Source organism: Neorhizobium sp. P12A (assembly GCF_008365395.1).
Taxonomy (GTDB): domain Bacteria; phylum Pseudomonadota; class Alphaproteobacteria; order Rhizobiales; family Rhizobiaceae; genus Rhizobium.
This window is the reverse complement of record NZ_QOVX01000013.1, coordinates 84477-101603: the sequence shown is the minus strand read 5'-3', so window position 1 is coordinate 101603 and position 17127 is coordinate 84477. Positions and strand designations below refer to the sequence as shown.

Annotated in this window: 15 protein-coding genes; 9 read left to right on the top strand and 6 right to left on the bottom strand. The window is 59.3% G+C overall.

Going from position 1 to position 17127, the window contains the following annotated elements; translation table 11 throughout:
- Positions 1-1254 carry a 3-oxo-isoapionate-4-phosphate decarboxylase OiaX gene (oiaX, locus tag DTW90_RS26740; RefSeq protein WP_149342279.1) on the bottom strand — a complete coding sequence of 418 codons (1254 nt, stop codon included), beginning with the start codon at positions 1252-1254 and terminating at the stop codon, positions 1-3.
- A 195-nt stretch (positions 1255-1449) separates the two neighbouring features.
- Between oiaX and DTW90_RS26735 the strand changes: the two genes are divergently transcribed.
- From DTW90_RS26735 to DTW90_RS26730, 3 genes are all read left to right on the top strand, one after another.
- A complete protein-coding gene (locus DTW90_RS26735) occupies positions 1450-2163 on the top strand; it encodes a transcriptional regulator NanR (protein ID WP_149342278.1) in 714 nt (237 codons plus the stop codon).
- A 167-nt stretch (positions 2164-2330) separates the two neighbouring features.
- Positions 2331-2621: a hypothetical protein gene (locus DTW90_RS37260; protein WP_188080063.1), complete on the top strand. Its 291-nt coding sequence runs from the start codon at positions 2331-2333 to the stop codon at positions 2619-2621.
- 12 nt (positions 2622-2633) lie between these two features.
- Positions 2634-2867 (top strand): BrnA antitoxin family protein, encoded by a 234-nt coding sequence (locus tag DTW90_RS26730; RefSeq protein WP_149342276.1) that lies wholly within the window; start codon positions 2634-2636, stop codon positions 2865-2867.
- 27 nt (positions 2868-2894) lie between these two features.
- On the opposite strand, the gene DTW90_RS26725 is transcribed toward DTW90_RS26730, so the two are convergent.
- From DTW90_RS26725 to DTW90_RS26715, 3 genes are read right to left on the bottom strand one after another with little or no spacing between them, the layout of a single operon-like run.
- Complete coding sequence (locus DTW90_RS26725; RefSeq protein ID WP_149342274.1) at positions 2895-3770, bottom strand: ABC transporter permease; 876 nt, start codon at positions 3768-3770, stop codon at positions 2895-2897.
- Positions 3767-4708, bottom strand: coding sequence for an ABC transporter permease (locus tag DTW90_RS26720; protein ID WP_132524459.1), 942 nt, complete (start codon positions 4706-4708; stop codon positions 3767-3769). Before DTW90_RS26720 ends, DTW90_RS26725 begins: the two co-directional genes overlap by 4 nt.
- Before the next feature lie 60 nt (positions 4709-4768).
- Positions 4769-6277 carry an ABC transporter substrate-binding protein gene (locus tag DTW90_RS26715; protein ID WP_132524460.1) on the bottom strand — a complete coding sequence of 503 codons (1509 nt, stop codon included), beginning with the start codon at positions 6275-6277 and terminating at the stop codon, positions 4769-4771.
- Positions 6278-6502: 225 nt separating this feature from the next.
- On the opposite strand from DTW90_RS26715, the gene DTW90_RS26710 reads away from it, so the two are divergent.
- The 3 genes from DTW90_RS26710 to DTW90_RS26700 all read left to right on the top strand — a co-directional run bounded on the left by DTW90_RS26710 (position 6503) and on the right by DTW90_RS26700 (position 10998).
- The gene (locus tag DTW90_RS26710; RefSeq protein ID WP_149342272.1) at positions 6503-7705 is read left to right on the top strand and encodes an ROK family transcriptional regulator; all 1203 of its coding nucleotides are present in this window, start codon (positions 6503-6505) and stop codon (positions 7703-7705) included.
- An 80-nt stretch (positions 7706-7785) separates the two neighbouring features.
- A complete protein-coding gene (gene ggt / locus DTW90_RS26705; RefSeq protein WP_149342270.1) occupies positions 7786-9372 on the top strand; it encodes a gamma-glutamyltransferase in 1587 nt (528 codons plus the stop codon).
- A gap of 9 nt (positions 9373-9381) precedes the next feature.
- Complete coding sequence (locus DTW90_RS26700; RefSeq protein ID WP_149342268.1) at positions 9382-10998, top strand: ABC transporter ATP-binding protein; 1617 nt, start codon at positions 9382-9384, stop codon at positions 10996-10998.
- Positions 10999-11067: 69 nt separating this feature from the next.
- Here DTW90_RS26700 and DTW90_RS26695 read toward each other — a convergent pair whose 3' ends face one another.
- On the bottom strand, positions 11068-11727 hold the full coding sequence (locus DTW90_RS26695) for a peroxiredoxin (protein ID WP_132524463.1): 660 nt from the start codon (positions 11725-11727) through the stop codon (positions 11068-11070).
- A 173-nt stretch (positions 11728-11900) separates the two neighbouring features.
- Positions 11901-12902, bottom strand: coding sequence for a sulfate ABC transporter substrate-binding protein (locus DTW90_RS26690; RefSeq protein WP_149342267.1), 1002 nt, complete (start codon positions 12900-12902; stop codon positions 11901-11903).
- Between the two features lie 272 nt (positions 12903-13174).
- Between DTW90_RS26690 and nadE the strand changes: the two genes are divergently transcribed.
- The 3 genes from nadE (at position 13175) to DTW90_RS26670 (ending at position 17124) form a co-directional block, all read left to right on the top strand.
- Complete coding sequence (nadE, locus tag DTW90_RS26685) at positions 13175-14008, top strand: ammonia-dependent NAD(+) synthetase (RefSeq protein WP_149342265.1); 834 nt, start codon at positions 13175-13177, stop codon at positions 14006-14008.
- A 217-nt stretch (positions 14009-14225) separates the two neighbouring features.
- A complete protein-coding gene (locus tag DTW90_RS26680) occupies positions 14226-15074 on the top strand; it encodes an oxidoreductase (RefSeq protein WP_149342263.1) in 849 nt (282 codons plus the stop codon).
- Between the two features lie 1021 nt (positions 15075-16095).
- A complete protein-coding gene (locus DTW90_RS26670) occupies positions 16096-17124 on the top strand; it encodes a sulfate ABC transporter substrate-binding protein (protein ID WP_132524468.1) in 1029 nt (342 codons plus the stop codon).
- The last annotated feature ends 3 nt before the right edge of the window (positions 17125-17127 follow it).

Below are 17127 nucleotides of genomic sequence, written 5' to 3'. Positions count from 1 at the left end.
TCATGCGTCCTTGCCGTCACCGAACTTGGCGATAGAGGCGGCAAGCTCCGGATGATCCTTGGCGTAAATATCGAGCGGAATATCCCGAACAGCTGCCTCCCAAGCCTGCTGCACCGCATGAACACCAGCAGCCGGACCGCCGGGATGGCTGACAATACCGCCACCGCAGAGATAGAGGAGATCCGTCGTGCGGCCTGTGCGCTGGTAAGTTTCCGGCGCCTGGCCGCCCCACTGGCCGGAGCCGGCAACCGGCAGCGGGCAATCGGATGGCTCAAAGAGCGGCGTGCTGGCTGCCCTAAAGGATTCGACGAAACTCTCGTCCGGCTCCCAATATTTGACGCGAATGCCATTGATCTGGAATTGGTCGACGCCGATCAGCCGCCAGAACTGCTGCCAGACCTTGAAATCCATGCCGATGCCGGGATGCCGCGTCAGCACGTCCCAGCCGTTGCGATGTGCGTGCAGAACCAGACCCGAGCGCTTGCGCAGGAACGTCACACCGCCCATGCCGATCGAGTTGATGTTGACGACCGCGCAATTGCCTCCGGCTTTCAGAACCAGATCGTGGTTGCGCATCATCTCATCGGGGTCGGCATGCGAAATGCCGAACGCATACATCACTTTCTTGCCGGTCTTCTGCTCGTGATCGAGAACCAGCGGCATGATCGCCTCGACCCTCTCTTTGAGCGGAGAATAGGCGGGGCTCATCAGCTTCTCATCGTCCTTGATGAAGTCGACGCCGGAGGCCACCAATTCACCGACCAGCTCCGCCGTCTCATGGGGCCTCAGCCCAAGTGCCGGCTTCACGATCGTCCCGATGATCGGCCGATCCTGGACGCCGGTCAGCCGCCGGCTCCCGGAAATGCCGAATTGAGGACCGGGGTGCGCTGCACCAAAGGCGTCCGGCAATTTCATGTCGACGATGCGGACGCCCGTCATGCCTTTAATTGAATAGACGCCACCAATCGCAATCGTCATCAGCGCCGATAGATCGGTGCCGATCGCGTCGAGCGGGAAGGCGATGTCGGCGTCAGCGCGGTGGACGACAGCAGCCGACGTCTCGGGCCAGCTTGGGGCAGGTGCATTCGGTAGCGGCCGTATCGCGGTGACCCGCGCGGCGACACGGGCCTTCAACTCCTCCGTCTCACCGGGCACTGCAACGAAGGTTCCCGTCGACTGATCGCTGGCAATCTTTGCCGCCATCGCCTCCACGCTTCCCGGCGTTTCTATGCGATATGTCAGCGTGATCATCATTGGAAATTTCTCCCCGAGCCATCAATCGAGATGGCACTCATCGAGTAACTGGTATAATGAGTATTCCATATTCTGCAACAGAAACCTTGCGACTTGCACCACCAACACGAAGTTTTGCTGGAAAGCCCCGAACCACGACTTTCACAGCCGGGATGGAAAGGTGCATAAGGGAGCGGAGACCGTGAGCGGGGACAAATGAGCCAGCAAACAGAACAGATCGTCCGTCGAAAGCTGTCCGACGAGGTCTTCGCGCGCCTGAAGCGCATGATCACGTCAGGCGAGTTGGAGCCCGGCGACGAGATGCCCTCCGAGCGCGAACTTATGGAACGCTTCGGCGTGGGACGACCAGCCATCCGCGAAGCCATGCAGGCTTTGGCGAATATGGGGCTCGTGGTGATCTCTCATGGCGAGCGCGCCAAGGTCCTGGAGGTCACGGCTCGCTCCATTCTTCAGCAGGTCAATCAGACCGCCAAGATCATGCTGTCGAAGTCCTCGGACTCGCTCGAGCATCTGAAGAGCGCCCGTATTTTTTTCGAACGCGGCATGGCACGCGAAGCGGCAGGCCGGGCAACCGACGGCGATATTGCCGATCTGCAAGCGATCCTCGAGGAGCAGCGCGATTCACTGGGCAAGGCCGAGGAATTCATTTCGGCCGACATGCGCTTTCACATGCGCATCGCCCAGATCTCCGGCAACCCGATCTTCGTCGCGGTCAGCGAGGCGATGCTTGCCTGGCTGAAGGAATACCATACCGATATGCTGATCTGGACCGGCAAGGAGAAATTCACGCTCGCCGAGCATGAGGAAATTATCCATTGCCTCGCCGATCGTGATGCCGATGCCGCGGAGCAGGCCGTCTTGAAACATCTGGAGCGATCACGGGCTCTTTATACCAACAGGGCTTCGTGAGACGCGACCCTTTCCAGAAACAGGCTTTGGAAGGCTGCATCCACGCTTGAGGACGGCAATCGCCGAGACGTGCCAAAGCCTGAAACGCAACTGTCGAGCTTCCCGATTCCCGCATAGCGCATGGCTGCCCTGCAAACAAATGCCTACAACGTGAGCAAAAGTCCTGTATGTTCATAGCCATCGAAGCGATGCACCTCCTCCCGCATCCCTTCGAATTGCAAACGTCCTACTCCTCCTCCCAAGGGCGTTTGCGGGAACAGCAACACTCCTCCTCCCAGTTGCTGTTCGGTTTTTCAGGAAAAGCCTGCCGCACCTCCTCCCGCGGCAGGCTTTTTCGTTTGCGCAGTGCTCTGCGAGCTGAGCAGTGGCAGAACGAAGCGCGCGACCAGCAAGTTTTCAATTCAGTGGATGCGTTTCTGTCTCAAGGATGGAATAAAGGCACGCGCCTGAAACCATAACCGGAGACTTTTATGACAAAAACGCCCCGACGTCCTACCAACCCGCTCGATGCCGCCGAGGCGCTTTTCAAGCCGCAGAAGAAGGTTTCTGCCCCGGCTATCGAGCGCCCCGCGCTGCCAAACACCAAGGAGCTCGTATCCCTAAGGATCGACAGCGACATACTCGCCTATTTTCAGGAAGATGGTCCAGGCTGGCAGGACCGGATCAACGACACCCTTAGGCTCGCCATGAAAGACAAGGGCTAAGCTACTGATCTTGCGAAGACTTGTGGCTTAGTCTTGCCGCGGATCGAGCGCGTCGTTGAGGCCGTCGCCAAGAAGGTTGAAGCCCATGACCAGCAGGATGATCGCAACGCCCGGCCAGATCGGCATCCACGGCGCCTGGGTAAGAAACTGCCGCGCCACGTCGAGCATCGTCCCCCAGGAGGGCGCCGGCGGACGCTGGCCAAGCCCCAGGAAGGCAAGGCTTGCCTCGGCCAATACGGCAGTCGCCATGGTGATGGTCGACTGCACGACGACAGGCGCAAGGATGTTCGGCAGAACGTAAACGGCCATGATCTTGGTGTTCGAAAGACCGAGAAGTCGGGCGGCGGCAATATAGTCCTCGGTCTTCACGGTCATGACCTGCCCACGCGTCAGGCGCACGAAGATCGGCATCGCCGATATGCCGATGGCGATCATCGCATTCTGCAGGCTTGCCCCCAGGAATGCTGCAAAGGCGATCGCCAGCACCAGGAAGGGGCATGACAGCAGCGCATCGGTGCAGCGCGAAATCGCAACATCGACCCATCCCCCGAAATAGCCTGAGATGAGCCCGAGCGGTACGCCGATGACGATCGCAATCGCCACCGAGACGATACCGACCAGGAGCGATGCGCGTGCACCGAAAATCACGCGGGAGAGGATGTCGCGACCGAGGTCGTCGGTTCCGAACCAGTGCACCGCGGAAGGAGCTTGCCGGATCGCGAGCCAGTTGGAAGCGTTCGGATCGAAGGGAGCGATAATCGGCGCGAAGATCGCGATCAGGACGAAAAAGAGAACGATGCCGCCGCCAATGATCGCACTTGGATGGCTGAGGCAACGTAGTAATGTCGACTTGCGGTGGCCGGAAGCAGCGGGAATGGCAAGGGTGGTTTCAGTCGAACTCATCCGCGCAACCTCGGGCTCAGAATGACATAGGCGATGTCGGCAAGCAGGTTCATCAGCAGGAACATGGCCGCCGAGCAAAGGACAACTGCCTGGACAACGGCATAGTCGCGACCGAAGACACCATCGACCACCATCTTGCCGAAGCCGGGAATGCCAAACACCTGTTCGGTCAGGACAGCGCCGGAAAGCAGCTCGCCCAGCTGCAGCGTACTCATCGTCACAACAGGGATAAGGCCGTTTCGCAGCACGTGTCGGATCACAACGATGCGTTCCTTCAAGCCTTTAGCGCGAGCGGTACGGACATAGTCTTGTCTCAGCGTCGTCAGCATTGAGCTGCGGGTATGGCGCATGACGATGGCGGAAGCGGCGGTTCCCAGCACAAGTGCCGGCATCAGGATATAGCGCAGATTATCCAGCGGAGAATCGAAGAAGTTGACGTAGCCGCCGGACGGCAGCCAGCCAAGCATCACGGCAAAAACCAGAATGAGCATGATTCCGAGCCAGAAGCTTGGAACGGAAAGACCTGCAAGACCGATGATGCTGACGCCATAGTCAATCGGCGTTCCCCGCTTCAGCGCTGCAATCACGCCGGCCGGTATGCCGATGACAACGGCGATGATCATCGCCAGGACCGAGAGCTCTATCGTGACCGGCAGCTTCTCAACGATCATTTCGCCGATCGATAGCTTGGTGCGGATCGACGTTCCGAAATCGCCCTGCAGGATGCCCCACAGCCAGTGTACGAACTGAATGTAGATGGGTTGATCCAGCATGTATTTGTGCCGCAGGAAGTCGATGACGGCAGGGTCTCGCTCCTCACCCGCAAGCGCGATGGCGGGGTCGCCGGGAAGCAGCTTCAGCAGGCAGAACACCAGGATGGACACCAAAAGCAATGTCGGAATGGCGACCGCCAGACGGCGCAGAATATAAAGAAACATGGTCTTCTCTCGAAAGCGGACAGCGCGGCCGTTTCCGCGCTGTCCCTCGCAGATCAGCGCTTACTTGGCAGGCTTTACGCCCGTCAGACGCAGCAGGCCATCCGGATAGATCGTGATGCCCGAGACCTCTGCACGCGAGGCATAGAACCAGTTCGGGTGATAGAGTGGGATCGACGACAGATCGTTGAGATAGATATTGGTCGCCTTTTCATAGAGCTGCTTGCGTGTCGCATCGTCAGAGGCCTGGCGAGCGGCCACCAGCGTCTTATCCATCTCGGGATTCTTGTACTTGTTGACGTTCTGGCTGCCGTCGGACCCGAAGAACGCATAGAGTGTCGGATCGGGGTCGGCGCGACCGCTCCAGTTGCCGATATAGGCCTGGAAATCGCCGGCGAGATAGCGCTGGATGGCCGAGGTGGTCTCAAGCGGCAGCAGGTCGACCTGGAATCCGGCTTCGCTTGCCAGCGACTGGATAATCTGAGCCACACGACCGTCGGTCAACGAATTCTCGAAGGTGATCTCGATCTTCGGTGCCGGACCGCCGACTTCGGCGATCAATGCCTTCGCCTTGTCGATATCACGGGCAGGGATCGGATGCGACTTGCTATAGAAGGCGCTTGACGGCGGGATCATCTGGTTGTCGGGGATGAACTCACCGTTGAAGGCGACCTGATTGATCACATTCCGGTCAAGCGACAGCTCCAGCGCCTTGCGCAGACGCGGATCGGTTCCGATCGGCGTCTTGGCCTTGTCGCCGTTGCCGACGTTGATCATCAGATGCGAAACAGCAAGGCCGGGGGAAGAATGCAGCGCGAGCTTGTTGTCGGAGCGGACGGTCGCGAGATCGGTCGGCGCAATGCGCTCGGCGACATCGAGATCGCCGGCCTGCACACGCGACAGGCGCACGGTGGAATCCGGAATGATGAGGTACTGGACCTGGTCATAGCCGATCTGGGCGGCATTCCAGTATCCCGGATACTTGTCGAGAGTGATGGAGTCGCGCGCCTTGCGGTCCTTCAGCTGGTAGGGACCGGAGCAGACCGGATTTGTCGAGAATTCGCCGCCCTTTTGAACAGCCGTCGGCGATACCATCATGCCGGCGCGATCGCTGAGCACGGAAAGCAATGGAGAGAACGGTCCCTTCAGGTGGAAGGTGACATGCGTCGGATCCACAACCTCGACGCTATCGACCGGAGCGAGTTCGGCCTTGCGGTTCGACTCCTTCATGGTCTTCATGCGTTCGATGTTGAACTTGACCGCCGCGGCATCGAAAGGCGTGCCATCCTGGAAGGTCACGCCGCTGCGCAGCGTAAACGTCACATCAGTACCCTTGTCGTTCCAGGTCCAGGCGGTCGCGAGCTGCGGCACGATGTTGAGCTTGGCATCGATATCGACGAGCTTGTCGCACATCGCGGCAAAAACGATACGCGCGGTGTAGGTGCCGCTGGTCGCCGGATCCAATGCGTCCGGATCGTCCTGCAGCCCGACTTTCAGCGTCGCTGCATTTGCAGAACCAATTCCCATGGCGATGGCGGCCGCCACCGTAAAGGCCTTTATAGAAGTTCCCATAATTATCCTCCTGTGGCGAGCCTCGAGGGCATCCCGGCTCCCCTGCTGAGCTTTTTGTACCGACCCAAGTCATGCATGATTTTCGCCCATTGTAAAGCAGCCTGACTAAATATTAGCTAAAAGATTAGGCGGCGTCTAAAAACTAGTCAAAACGATTAAAATTGCGCTTGACGGTCGACTTCATTGCGATAATTTGTTCCCGAAACTGACTAAAAAATTTGGATCATGACAGATATTTCAAATTCCGCGCTCCTGACCCGGCAGATCACATCTCGAACCGTCTTGCGGGCCGTTTTCGAGAACGCCCCTATTTCCCGCGCAGAGTTGGCCCGGCTGACCGGCCTTTCGAAACAAAGCATGTCGGAGATCGTCCGTGATCTAGAGGATGATGGCTGGCTGCGCGTGACCGGCCGTACACAGGGAACGATCGGTCGAAGCGCCATCACCTACGAGCCTGAACCGCGGAAAGCTTTTGTTTTTGGCGTCGATGTCGGCGGAACGAAGGTCCATGCCGCGCTGGCCGATCTCAGCGGCACGATCGTCGGCGAAATCGTCGAGCCGACGGATGGACGCGGTGGCGAGCGCATTATCGAGCAAGTGGCCCGCATCAGCGATGCGCTCATCGACAAGACAGGTGTCGCGCAGAAGAGCGTGAAAGTGGGAGCCATCGGCATTCCGGGTGCCGTGCATCCGAGAAACCGTCACCTGACAATGGTGCCGAATATCGCCGGCCTGACGGATCTCGATTTTGAAGCAGCGCTGAAGAAGCGGCTCGGCTATGAAATCCTGATCGAGAACGACGTCAATATGGCCGCCAAGGGCGAGCAATGGCTTGGAAACGGCCGCAACATCGACAATTTCGTCTTTGTCGCGCTCGGCACGGGCATCGGCATGGGCATCGTCAACGAGGGCCGCATCATCCGCGGGGCCAGGGGTGCGGCCGGCGAAATTTCCACCCTTCCTATCGGGGCCGACCCGTTCGACTCGCGGACTTTCACGGCCGGCGCACTGGAATCATCCATCGGCAGTATCGCCATTCGCGGACGCTATGAAGCCATGGGCGGCGCGCCGGGCCTCACCGTTCGCGAGCTTTTCGAGCGCAAGGACGATCCCCTCGCGGCAACAGTGATCGACGAAGTCGCGCGGGTGGTGGCGACCGCGCTGGTTGCCATCTCTGCCATCGTCGACCCTGAAATGGTGATCTTCGGCGGCAGCGTCGGAGCGCGGCCCGAACTTGTCGAGCGGATCACCTTCCATCTCGCACGCTGTGTACCCGTGCCGCTCTCCTGCACCATCAGTCCGCTTGGAAGCCAGGCAGGGCTCTTCGGCGCCATTGCCATTGCCATGGAGAGATTGCGCGAGACATTGTTCGAAATTCCGGGGCGCACTGAACTTGCGGTCGCTTCCATGATGGAAAAAACGGCTTAGAACATAACTGGACGAATTGCATAATGAGCCGGCCGCGCCGGGAGCGCAGCCAGACGAAGCATGAAGAGGATATTCGGAGTATGCAGCGCGATTTCTTCAAGCCCGGCCGTTCGGTCGCTATTTCCGACCGAGGCATGGCCGCCACATCTCACCCGCAGGCGACGTTGGCAGCAGTCGATATCCTGCGCGCCGGCGGCAGTGCCGTGGATGCCGCGGTTGCAGCCGTTGCCCTGCAGGGCGTCATCGATCCGCATATGACAGGCATCGGCGGCGATTGCTTTGCGCTTTATTGCGCTGCCGGCGGCAAACCGGTCGCGCTCAACGGCTCCGGCCGCTCGCCGCAGAAGGCGACCCTGGACTACTATCTTGAGAAGGGCTTCACATCCATTCCGGACGATAGCCCGCATGCCGTGACCGTTCCGGGTGCCGTTGACGCCTGGTGCAAGCTGATCGGCGCCTATGGCCGCCTTGACATGGGCCGGGTCCTTGCACCGGCAATCGCGGCAGCACAGGATGGATATTGCATCACCCCGCGCGTTGAGCTGGACTGGGTACGCTATAGCGACCGCGTCGCCAAATATCCGGCATCCGCTGCCTATTTCCTGCCGAACGGCCGCGCACCGCGCACCGGCGAGCGCATGACCAATCCTGCCCTTGCCGCGACGCTGAAGTCGATCGCCAGCCATGGCCGGGACGCTTTTTATCGCGGAGCGGTTGCGGAGGAAATTACAGCACTTCTCCGGTCGCTCGGGGGCCTGCATGAAGAAAGCGATTTTTCGAGCTACAGCGCCTTCGAGACCAACCCGATCACCGCAAAATATCGCGGCCGCGATCTCCTCGAATGCCCGCCAAATGGCCAGGGCCTCGCGGCGCTCCTCATCACCCGCATCCTCGATGGCTTCGACCTGCGCGATCCCAAGCTGACCGAGGCTGATCGCATCCATCTTCTGGCAGAGGCGACGAAGGCCGCCTATGCCAAGCGCGACCAGCTGATCGCCGATCCGCAGCACGTCACCTTCGACATCGGCGATTTGCTTTCGGACCGGTCGATCGATGCCATGCGCCGGGAAATCAGCCTGGAGCGCGCCGCCGATGCATCCATTTGGGATGGTCCGACACATAAGGACACGGTCTATGTTTCGGTCGTCGATGGCGACGGCAATGCGATTTCCCTGATCAACTCGGTCTTCTTCGCATTCGGCAGCGGCATATACGCACCCCGCAGCGGCGTTCTGTTGCAGAACCGCGGTGCCGGTTTCGTTGTCAAGGAAGGCCATCCCAACGCGATCGGGCCGTCCAAGCTGCCGTTCCATACGATCATTCCGGCAATGCTGATGGAAGACGGGAAACCGCGCATGAGCTTCGGCGTCATGGGCGGGCAATATCAGGCCGTCGGTCACGCGCATATGCTGAGCCAGATACTCGACCGCGATCTCGATCCGCAGCAGGCAAGCGACCAGCCCCGCAGCTTCTGCTACGGCGGTAAGCTGGCGCTCGAGCCAACCATATCGGAAGACGTGCGCCAGGATCTTGAGCGCCGCGGTCATGTAACCGAATGGGCGGATGAGCCGCTCGGCGGCTGCCAGGCCATCGTGATCGATCACGAACGCGGTGTGCTTCTCGGCGCTTCCGATCACCGCAAAGACGGCGTCGCCCTGGGATATTGAGGAATGACCATGAGCAGTTCCCCCGTTCTGTCTGTCCGTGATCTGACACTGACCTTGCCTGCGGGCGCGGACCGGAAACATGCACTGCAGGGACTGAGTTTCGATCTGGCAGAGCGGGAGATCCTTTGCATCGTTGGCGAGTCCGGATCCGGAAAATCGCTTTGCGCGCAGACGATCATGGGGTTGTTGCCGAAGGTGATCGGTGTTGAAAAAGGCGAAATCATCTTCGAGGGCAGCAATCTTCTGACCGCATCGCCCTTCACGCTTCGCGACCTGCGCGGCAAGCGTGTCTCGATGATCTTTCAGGAGCCTATGACGGCGCTCAACCCGTCCATGAGGATTGGTGATCAGATCGCGGAGGTCTTCGAGGCACATGGTTTGCTGACGGAGAAGGAGCGGACGGAACGCGCCATCAAGCTCGCAACGGAAGTCGGGCTACCCAACCCAGAGCGTATCGTGCGCTCCTATCCGCACCAGCTTTCCGGCGGCCAGCGCCAGCGTGCAATGATCGCCATGGCATTGGCGCTCGAACCCAAAGTCCTGATCGCGGACGAGCCGACCACCGCGCTCGATGTCACCACCCAGGCGCAGATTCTCAGGCTGATCCGCGATATCCAGCAGCGCCGCGGCATGTCGGTCATCTTCATCACCCATGATTTCGGCGTGGTCGCCGATATCGCCGACAGGGTTCTGGTCCTGCAGAAAGGGCTAGTGGTCGAGCAGGGAACAGCTGAAGCAGTGCTCACGCAGCCGACGCAGGATTACACCAAGGCGCTGCTGGCGGCCGTACCCTCGGCGACGCCGCCGGAGCGCGAACCCGTAGAGGCTCAGCCCGTTGCCTTTGCGGTCGAAAATCTCTGCAAGACCTATATTTCCGGCGGTGGCTTCCTGCAGCCGAAGCGTCGCACGCAGGCCGTCAAGAATGTCAGCTTCGAGATTCGCCGCGGCGAGACGCTTGGGCTGATCGGCGAATCCGGTTCCGGAAAATCCACCGTTGCCCGCCTCATAACGCGGCTGGTCGAGCCGGATAGCGGCAAGGTCATGCTGTCGAACAGCGATTTCACCCAGTTCAGGGGCAGCGAGCTGCGCAAGGCACGGCAGAAAATCCAGATGGTCTTTCAGGATCCATTTGCCTCGCTCAATCCGCGCCGCAAGGTCGGCCTCAGCATCGCCGACGGCCCCCTCGCCCATGGCGTCGGGTATGATGCGGCATTCAAGGAGGCGCAGCACCTGCTGATGCTGGTCGGCCTCGATCCCCGCTCTGCAGATCGCCTGCCGCACGAGTTTTCCGGCGGCCAGCGCCAGCGCATCGGTCTTGCCCGCGCGCTGGCATTGAAGCCGGATGTGCTGGTCGCGGACGAATCCGTTTCCGCACTTGATGTCACCGTGCAGGCGCAGGTGCTGAAATTATTGGAAGAGCTGAAAGGCAGGCTCAATCTGGCGATGCTTTTCATCACCCATGACCTGCATGTCGCGGCGCAGGTTTGCGATCGCATCGCTGTGATGCGGCAAGGCGAGATCGTCGAAATCAAACCGGCCGCCAAGCTGATCAACAACCCGGAACACCCCTATACGCGGGAGCTTCTTTCCGCGATCCCTGGGCAGCACCTTCACAGCGTTCATTGAGAGATCGCTGTCAAAAGTTCCCTTCCACGATTGCGGAAGGGAACGTCGTGGCCGCCAAGCTCGGCGCGATCAGTTCGCGGGCTGCTTGGTCTTGCGCAGATAGGGAAGCACGGTATCGAACGAACCGAAGCGGGTGATGGCGTCCTCGTTCGAAACGGCGGCCGTGATGATAACGTCTTCGCCCTGCTGCCAGTTCGCCGGGGTGGCAACCTGGTGCTTCGACGTCAGCTGGATGGAATCGATGGCGCGGAGAATTTCATTGAAGTTGCGGCCGGTCGTCATCGGATAGGTGAGGATCAGCTTGATCTTCTTGTCGGGACCGATGACGAAGACGGAGCGCACCGTGGCATTGTCAGCAGGCGTGCGGCCCTCGGAGCTATCGCCGGCGCCAGCCGGCAGCATGTCATAGAGCTTGGCGACGTTCAGATCCTTGTCGCCGATCAGCGGATATTCGACGTCGAAGCCGGTCGCCGTGCGGATATCGCTCTTCCACTTGGCATGGCTTTCGACAGGATCGACCGAAATGCCGATGATCTTGACGCCACGCTTGGTGAACTCGCCTTCCAGGCCGGCCATTGTGCCGAGCTCGGTCGTGCATACAGGCGTGAAATTCTTCGGATGAGAGAAGAGAACGGCCCAACCATTGCCGACCCAGTCATGAAACCCGATGGATCCCTGGGTCGTGTCGGCAGTAAAATCAGGAGCGATATCGTTGATGCGCAGGCTCATATTCAGTCCTCCATTATCTGATGGCTGTTTCAAATTCTCGGGCACGGGATTTCTTTCTGACAGCTCTGTACAGGGCAAGCTTGAACAGGTCAAAGAGAAGCTCTGCTACTTCACTACAACCTTCGGAGAAGTCACCCTCCCCGAAGGTTGTTTTGTTTGGCAATTTCTATTGTTCAGCGCTTCCCGTAGATCTGATCGAGCAGGGCGCCGGAAGCGAAGTGATCTTTCTGCACCTTGTCCCAGGAGCCGAAGACGTCCTCGACCTTCAGCAGCTGGATCTGCGGAAACTGATCCTTGAATTCGGCCGCAACGGCTGGATCGTTCACCCGATTTCCGTTCTCTGCAAGAACACGCTGTCCATCCGTCGAATAGAGAAAGTCGAGATAGGACTTGGCGATTTCGCGCGAGCCGCGAGCATCCACGACCTTGTTGACGATCGCGACCGGGAACTCCGCCAGCAGGCTCACAGGCGGCGTAACGACCTGCACCTTGTCGGTGCCGAATTCCTTGGCGATACCGCGAGTTTCGGATTCGAAAGTGACGAGGACATCGCCCTGTTCACGCTGGACGAAGCTCGTCGTCGCGGCGCGCCCGCCATTGTCGAACACCGGTACATTGTCGAAAAGCTTCTTCACGAAAGCAGTCGCCTTGGCATCGTCGTTGCCATAGGCCTGTTTGGCAAAGGCAAAGGCAGCGAGATAGGTATAGCGGGCGTTGCCCGAGGTCTTCGGGTTCGGAAAGATGACCTTCACGTCGTCGCGGACAAGATCGTCCCAATTCTTGATATTCTTCGGGTTGCCGGCTCGGACCAGGAAGGACGGAAAGGAATAGAAGGGTGAAGCGTTGTTGGGAAACTCCTTTTGCCAATCCTTCGAGACCAGATTGCTTTCTGCAAGCTTCTCGATGTCGGTGATCTGGTTGAGCGTCACCACATCGGCGTCAAGGCCTTCAATAACGGCTCGGGCCTGCGCGGACGATCCTCCATGCGACTGCTTGATCGTCAGATCCTTGCCCGTATCGGCCTTGTATTTCGGGATGAAAGCCTTGTTTATCGCGACGAACAGCTCGCGCGAGACATCATAGGAGGCGTTCAGGATGGTTGTCGGCGGGTCGGCAAGAGCCTGACCCGACAGCACAATTGCGAAAGCCGCGCCGAGCGCGAATGAGCGAAACATGAAATTCCCCCGAGACGATTTAAAGAACGACGCCAGAGTAGAAGACGAACCCTGGGCACACGAGCAACAGTCCTCCCTGCTTCCATCGATCTCTAGAATTTTTCTCTCCTCCCACAATCGATCGAAACAGCGCTTTGCTATCTCCGCGGACCTCAGGGCGGCGACATAGCGGCCGCGCGGCACCAGTCCGAGTGACTCATTTTTACTCTTCCACTCGCCCCCACCGCCCGCCATGATCTATAAAGGGCAGCCGTGTCGCCGAAGGAGCCGAAATGAGTGTGACAGCCAATGAGCAGGACCAGATTATCCGGGAACTGGGCGTGACCGCCAAATTTGATGCTGGCGACGAGATCGAGCGGCGCACTGCCTTTCTCAAGGAATATCTGGTTGCAAGCGGCATGAAGACCTTCGTCCTAGGCATCAGCGGTGGAGTGGATTCGCTGACAGCCGCCATGCTGGCGCAGCGGGCTGCGAGACAATTGCGCGAGAGCGGCCATGCCGCCGAATTTGTCGCTGTCCGACTGCCTTATGGCACGCAGGCCGACGAAGACGATGCCCAGCGCGCGTTGAATACAATCGGCGCGGATCGTAATGTGACTGTCAATATCAAGGATGCGGCCGACGCCATGCTGAAAGCCGCAAAACAGGGCGGCCTGAGCTTTGCGAATGCCGGCGAAGAGGATTTCATTCTCGGCAACATAAAGGCTCGCCAACGCATGATTGCGCAGTTTGCGCTCGCCGGCGCCTTGCGTGGCATCGTGATCGGGACGGATCATGCCGCGGAGGCGGTCATGGGCTTCTTCACGAAATTCGGCGACGGCGCGGCCGACATCCTGCCGCTCGCCGGTCTCAACAAGCGCCGGGTCAGGCTGGTGGCTAAAACGCTGGGCGCTCCGGAGGAACTGGTCTTCAAGGTGCCGACCGCCGATCTGGAAAGCAACCGCCCGCTTCGACCGGACGAAGATGCCTATGGCGTCACTTACGACCAGATCGACGATTTCCTGGAGGGCAAGCCGATCGACGAGGCGGCCCGGCAGCGCATCCTGTCGACCTACCATACGACGGCGCATAAGCGCGCGCTTCCGGTCGCGGCGAGCGATTTTTAGAATCGACCATCCCGCCGACATGAAGCCACGGGAGAAGCGGCTTTGACCTATGAAGCCGACGGGCATTCACGGGATTCTGATGAATCGGCAGTGCGGCGCAAACGGCGCATTGCGTTTATCGATTGAACAAACCGAAATCTGTTCTAGTTTCGACGGATAATCTCCCCCGGCAGCGTTATCCGCTGCCATCCCTCCATATTGAAGTTGGAAAATTGCCATGTCAGAGCATTCCCTCCCCGTTTGGTTCATCACCGGCTGCTCCACAGGCTTCGGTCGCGAGCTTGCAAAGCTCGTCATCGCCCGCGGCTGGCCAACCGTCGTCACCGCCAGAAACAAGAACAGCCTCGCCGACCTTGTTGAAAGCGCTCAAACGAATACGCTGGCGCTCGATCTCGACGTGACGGATGCAAGCGAGGTCGCTGCCGCCGTCAAGGCTGCCGAAGACCGCTTCGGTCGCATCGATGTCCTGGTCAACAATGCCGGCTACGGCTATCAGGCGAGTATCGAGGAAGGCGAGGAAGACGAAATCCGTGCCCAGTTCGACGCCAACGTCTTCGGCCTCTTTGCGCTTACGCGCGCCGTCCTGCCGCTGATGCGAAAGCATCGCAAGGGCCATGTGATCAACATTACCTCTGTTGCCGGCCTCATCGGCTTTCCGGGCTCGGGCTACTACGCCGCCAGCAAGCATGCCGTCGAAGGCTTTACCGACGCGCTTGCGATCGAAGGCGCACCGCTCGGCATCAAGGCCACCTGCGTCGAGCCGGGCCCGTTCCGCACCGACTGGGCCGGTCGCTCACTGAAGCAGACCCCGAACCTGATCGAGGATTATGCGGAAATCGTGGGCGCGAGAATGCGCACGACCGCAGCAAACAGCGGCAAACAGCAGGGCGATCCTGTGCGCGCCGGCGAGGCAATGATCCGTATCACCGAGACGGAAAATCCGCCACGCCATCTCGTTCTGGGTGAATTCGGCTATAACGCCGTCACGGAGAAGCTGAAGGAGCGCTTAGCGCTGATCGAAAAATGGCGCGAGGCGAGCCTTGGAGCGGACTTCCCGAAGGCGTAATCGCCCGCAGCGAATTTCGCAGTATTCCGTTGGGTGAGAGTGGGTTGAGCCGACTTGCAAGCGGCTTTTCCCGCCATACATAGTCAACTGTGAACCCTACGAGCCATAGCACAGACTATCTGCTTCGGATCGCCGAGAGCGCCCATATCCCAGTGGCGCGACCGACCAGCGAACTGCGGGAATTTGCTGCTAAAGATGGCTGGACAGTCGTGATCTCCAACAAGATCGGCGGGCCGGGACGAATTGACCATCTTGTTTCACCGGATGGCGAATTCGTGTCGCCATGGGATTGGCCGGAATATCCGGACGGGGAGCCAAATCCGGATCGCCAGCGAATGATCGACTGGCGCCCGGTAATCGGGTGGCCGACCCGGGGTATCGGGCGATAAGAATGGGCACTGATAGGTCACGGAAGGAACCGTCATGAAGGCCGAACTGATCACACTTACCACGCTCCTTGCCATCGCTGCCTCACCGGCGCTAGCCATACAGCGCCAGCAGACCATGAACAAAACATGTTCCGAGGTCCAATCGCTGGTGAGGGCACAGGGGGCTGTGATCCTGCAATATCCCGGCACTCGGTCGAGCGGCCTCCTCTACGATCGGGCAGTTGCGACATCCGAAATGTGCTTTGGGAGCGGATACGGCGAACGGACCTATGTACCGGCAAGGGACAGGCGGGATTGCGCTGTATGGGTCTGCCGCCCGAGTACCAATCTTCGTCCCTAGAGTCGCACAGTTAGAAAAGATAGCCGCGCTCACGTCGGGCGCTGGTCGAAATCTGGCCCCGCGATACCATTTGCCCGCTGTGGCCGATACAGCGGAGCGAGGCTGGCGGATTCTTTCTCAAGCATGTTAAAATGATCGCGGGGTGTTGGCCGCGGCCAACGGATGGGAAGTCTGTTTCACATTTCGCCCTTCTATGGGATGAGATTCTAACACCGGACGCGGAACCGGAACGATCTTCGTTACATTATACGACCAACTTGGTAGAGTTACCGTATAAACAAAGGAGGTCATCATGCAGACGATACGGTTCTCCCGGCTCCTCGCGGCCGCAGTCCTGATAGGCAGTTTTTCCCTGGCGGATCTTGCGCCTGCCTTTGCGGCGGACAAGACGCTTCTGAATGTCTCTTACGATCCCACACGTGAATTGTATAAGGATTTCAATGCGGCTTTTGCTGCGAAGTGGAAGAAGGACACCGGCGAGACGCTTGAGATCAAGTCGTCGCATGGCGGCTCCGGTGCGCAGGCTCGATCGGTCATCGACGGCCTTGATGCCGATGTGGTGACCCTCGCACTGGAAGGCGATATCGACGCCATCGCCAAGGCCACCAACAAGATCCCGGCTGACTGGAATACCAAGTTCCCGAACAAGAGCGTGCCCTACACCTCGACGATTGTCTTTCTGGTCCGCAAGGGCAATCCAAAAGGCATCAAGGATTGGCCCGATCTCTTGAAGGATGGCGTCCAGGTGATCACGCCCAACCCGAAGACCTCGGGTGGCGCTCGCTGGAACATTCTGGCAGCCTGGGCCTGGGCGAAGCAGGCAAATGGCGGGGACGAGAATAAGGCGAACGAATATCTCGGCCAACTGCTGAAGCATGTGCCGGTGCTCGATTCCGGTGCTCGCGGTGCAACGACCACCTTTGTCCAGCGCGGTCTCGGCGATGTGCTGCTCGCCTGGGAAAATGAAGCCTATCTCTCGCTCGAAGAACTTGGGCCCGATCAATTCGAAATTGTGACGCCATCGGTATCCGTCCGCGCCGATCCGCCGGTTGCAGTGGTCGAGGGTAACGCCGACAAGAAGGGCACCCGCAAGGAAGCCGAAGCCTATCTGAACTATCTCTACAGCGACGAAGGGCAGAAAATCGCTGCGGCTCACTACTATCGGCCGATCAAGCCTGAAGCTGCCGATCCGAAGGATATTGCCCGGTTTCCAAACATCAAACTCGCAACGATCGACGATTTTGGCGGCTGGAAGGTTGCTCAACCGAAATTCTTCGGGGATGGTGGTCTCTTCGATCAGCTCTATAAGCCGGGGCAATAAGAC

Excerpts from the sequence above, each read along its gene's own strand:
- oiaX (WP_149342279.1), bottom strand. The coding sequence starts at position 1,254 with ATGATGATCACGCTGACATATCGCATAGAAACGCCGGGAAGCGTGGAG.
- DTW90_RS26735 (WP_149342278.1), top strand. The coding sequence starts at position 1,450 with ATGAGCCAGCAAACAGAACAGATCGTCCGTCGAAAGCTGTCCGACGAG.
- DTW90_RS37260 (WP_188080063.1), top strand. The coding sequence starts at position 2,331 with ATGTTCATAGCCATCGAAGCGATGCACCTCCTCCCGCATCCCTTCGAA.
- DTW90_RS26730 (WP_149342276.1), top strand. The coding sequence starts at position 2,634 with ATGACAAAAACGCCCCGACGTCCTACCAACCCGCTCGATGCCGCCGAG.
- DTW90_RS26725 (WP_149342274.1), bottom strand. The coding sequence starts at position 3,770 with ATGAGTTCGACTGAAACCACCCTTGCCATTCCCGCTGCTTCCGGCCAC.
- DTW90_RS26720 (WP_132524459.1), bottom strand. The coding sequence starts at position 4,708 with ATGTTTCTTTATATTCTGCGCCGTCTGGCGGTCGCCATTCCGACATTG.
- DTW90_RS26715 (WP_132524460.1), bottom strand. The coding sequence starts at position 6,277 with ATGGGAACTTCTATAAAGGCCTTTACGGTGGCGGCCGCCATCGCCATG.
- DTW90_RS26710 (WP_149342272.1), top strand. The coding sequence starts at position 6,503 with ATGACAGATATTTCAAATTCCGCGCTCCTGACCCGGCAGATCACATCT.
- ggt (WP_149342270.1), top strand. The coding sequence starts at position 7,786 with ATGCAGCGCGATTTCTTCAAGCCCGGCCGTTCGGTCGCTATTTCCGAC.
- DTW90_RS26700 (WP_149342268.1), top strand. The coding sequence starts at position 9,382 with ATGAGCAGTTCCCCCGTTCTGTCTGTCCGTGATCTGACACTGACCTTG.
- DTW90_RS26695 (WP_132524463.1), bottom strand. The coding sequence starts at position 11,727 with ATGAGCCTGCGCATCAACGATATCGCTCCTGATTTTACTGCCGACACG.
- DTW90_RS26690 (WP_149342267.1), bottom strand. The coding sequence starts at position 12,902 with ATGTTTCGCTCATTCGCGCTCGGCGCGGCTTTCGCAATTGTGCTGTCG.
- nadE (WP_149342265.1), top strand. The coding sequence starts at position 13,175 with ATGAGTGTGACAGCCAATGAGCAGGACCAGATTATCCGGGAACTGGGC.
- DTW90_RS26680 (WP_149342263.1), top strand. The coding sequence starts at position 14,226 with ATGTCAGAGCATTCCCTCCCCGTTTGGTTCATCACCGGCTGCTCCACA.
- DTW90_RS26670 (WP_132524468.1), top strand. The coding sequence starts at position 16,096 with ATGCAGACGATACGGTTCTCCCGGCTCCTCGCGGCCGCAGTCCTGATA.